Source organism: Paraconexibacter sp., from assembly GCF_041602235.1.
Lineage (GTDB): Bacteria > Actinomycetota > Thermoleophilia > Solirubrobacterales > Solirubrobacteraceae > Paraconexibacter.
On the sequence record NZ_JBFIGP010000389.1, the window covers coordinates 1 to 2,822 of the forward strand.

Annotated in this window: 2 protein-coding genes; one reads left to right on the forward strand and one right to left on the reverse strand. The window is 71.3% G+C overall.

From position 1 onward, the window contains the following. The first annotated feature begins 1 nt into the window (after position 1). Entirely contained in the window at positions 2-1,837 is a 1,836-nt protein-coding gene (gene ilvD / locus ABYE80_RS19375; protein ID WP_372791948.1) for a dihydroxy-acid dehydratase, read from the forward strand. A gap of 28 nt (positions 1,838-1,865) precedes the next feature. Here the strand turns inward: ilvD and ABYE80_RS19380 are convergent. Continuing rightward, positions 1,866-2,822, reverse strand: a 957-nt coding sequence (locus ABYE80_RS19380; RefSeq protein WP_372791949.1) for an aldehyde dehydrogenase family protein, incomplete at its 5' end; no start/stop codon positions are given.

Sequence of the window (2,822 nt, forward strand, 5' to 3'; positions counted from 1 at the left end):
CATGGCCGGCGCCCGCGCGCTGTTCCGCGCCGCCGGGGTGGAGAAGGCCGATCTCGGGAAGAAGCCGATCGTCGCGGTGGCCAACAGCTACACGCAGTTCGTCCCGGGCCACACCCACCTCGCCCCGGTCGGCCGCATCGTCTCCGACGCCATCCACGCCGCCGGCGGCATCGCCCGCGAGTTCAACACGATCGCCGTCGACGACGGCATCGCGATGGGCCACGGCGGCATGCTCTACTCGCTCCCTTCCCGGGACCTGATCGCCGACAGCGTCGAGTACATGGTCAACGCCCACTGCGCCGACGCGCTGATCTGCATCTCCAACTGCGACAAGATCACGCCGGGCATGCTGAACGCCGCGCTGCGGCTCAACATCCCCACCGTGTTCGTCTCGGGCGGACCGATGGAGGGCGGGAACGCGGTCCTGGTCGACGGCACGGTCCGCAAGCGGGTGAACCTCATCACCGCGATCGCCGACGCGGTCGCCGACCAGGTCAGCGACGAGGACATCGCGATCCTCGAGGAGGCGGCGTGCCCCACCTGCGGCTCCTGCTCGGGCATGTTCACCGCCAACTCGATGAACTGCCTGACCGAGGCTCTCGGTCTCGCGCTGCCGGGCAACGGCTCGATCCTCGCCACGCACACGGCGCGCAAGGACCTCTACGAGGCGGCCGCGCACGCGGTCGTCGACATCACGCTGCGCCACTACGGCGAGGACGACGACAGCGTCCTGCCGCGCAGCATCGCCACCCGCGAGGCGTTCGAGAACGCGATGGCGCTCGACGTCGCGATGGGCGGGTCGACGAACACGGTGCTGCACATCCTCGCCGCGGCGCAGGAGGCCGAGCTCGACTTCACGATGCAGGACATCGACGCGGTGTCCCGCCGCGTCCCGTGCGTGTGCAAGCCGGCGCCGAACGGTGAGTGGCTGATGGAGGACGTCCACCGGGCCGGCGGCATCCCGGCGATCCTCGGCGAGCTGCACCGCGGCGGGCTCCTGCACACCGACGTGACCTCCGTCCACTCGCCGTCCCTGCAGCAGTGGCTCGACGACTGGGACATCCGCGGCGGCAAGGCGACGGCCGAGGCGGTCGAGATGTTCCACGCCGCGCCCGGCTGCAAGCGGTCCGCGACGGCGTTCTCGCAGTCCGAGCGCTGGGAGTCGCTGGACACCGACGCCGCCGAGGGCTGCATCCACGACATCGCGCACGCCCACTCCAAGGACGGCGGCCTGGCGATCCTCTACGGCAACATCGCGGTGGACGGATGCGTCGTGAAGACCGCGGGCGTCGACGAGTCGATCCTGACCTTCTCCGGTCCGGCGCGCGTGCTGCACTCGCAGGACGAGGCGGTCGAGCTGATCCTCCGCGGCGGCGTGCGCGAGGGCGACGTCATCGTCATCCGCTACGAGGGCCCCAAGGGCGGGCCCGGCATGCAGGAGATGCTCTACCCGACGTCCTACCTCAAGGGTCGCGGGCTCGGCAAGGCGTGCGCGCTCATCACCGACGGCCGGTTCTCCGGCGGCACGTCCGGCCTGTCGATCGGCCACGTCTCGCCCGAGGCGGCGGCCGGCGGCGCGGTCGCGCTCGTCGAGGAGGGCGACACGATCACGATCGACATCCCGAACCGCTCGATCGAGCTGCAGATCACCGACGCCGAACTGCAGGAGCGCCGTGACGTGCTCGAGGCGACCACGGGCTACGTGCCGGTGGGCCGCGAGCGGACGGTCTCGCCCGCGCTGCGCGCCTACGCCGCCATGGCGACGTCGGCGGACCGCGGTGCGATCCGCGACGTGTCGCTCATCGAGGACCGCTCCCGGGCGCGCGAGCGGACGTAGGTCCGGTCGCGCGCCCGGAGAGCGGCGCTCAGCCGCGGTACGCGCTCCCGCGGTTGAGCAGGCGGATCGCGCGACCGAGGAGGCGCGAGCTCCACGGGCGGTAGGGGTACATGTTGATCTCGCGGCGCAGGCCGAACGGCACGGTCATGATCCCCTGCGGGCTGCAGTACTTCCGGATTCCCTGCTGCCCGTGGCGCTGGCCGATACCCGACTGCTTGACGCCGCCCATCGGGACCTCGAGCGCGGTGTACAGCAGGATCGCGTCGTTGACGGACGCCCCGCCGACCTGCAGCCGGCGCGCGAGCTGCTGCCCGCGACGCACCGAGCGCGTCCACACCGACCCCTGCAGGCCGTACTGCGAGTCGTTCGCGAGCCGGATCGCCTCCTCGGCGTCGTGGACACGCATGATCGGCAGGACCGGGCCGAACGTCTCCTCGGTCATGACGCTCATCGAGTGATCGACGTCGGCGAGGACGGTGGGTTCGTAGAACATGCCGGGCCCGGCGCCGCGCCGGCCTCCCGTCAGCACGCGTGCGCCCTTGCTGACGGCGTCACGGACGTGGTCGTCGATGAGCTCGAGCTGCGGCGGGAACGTGACCGCGCCCACGTCGACCGACCCCACCGCGCCGGGGACGCCCTGGCGGAGTGCTCCGACCTTCGCGGCGACCCGCTCGACGAAGTCGTCGTAGACGGCGTCCTCCACGTACACGCGCTCCACGGAGATGCAGATCTGCCCGCCGTTCAGCATCGAGTAGTACGCGGCGCCGTTGGCCGCCCGCTCCAGGTCCGCGTCCGCGAGGACGACCATCGGATCCTTGCCGCCGAGCTCCAGCCCGATCGGGGTGATCGTCTCGGCGGCTCGCGCCATCACCTTCTTGCCGGTGCTCGTGGAGCCGGTGAACTGCAGGAAGTCCACGTGGTCGATGAGCGCGGCGCCGGTCTCCCCGTCGCCCGTGACCACCTGGTAGACGTCCTCCGGCAGGCC

What these genes read in the sequence shown, in the direction of transcription:
- ilvD (WP_372791948.1), top strand. Translation starts at nt 2, where the DNA reads ATGGCCGGCGCCCGCGCGCTGTTCCGCGCCGCCGGGGTGGAGAAGGCC.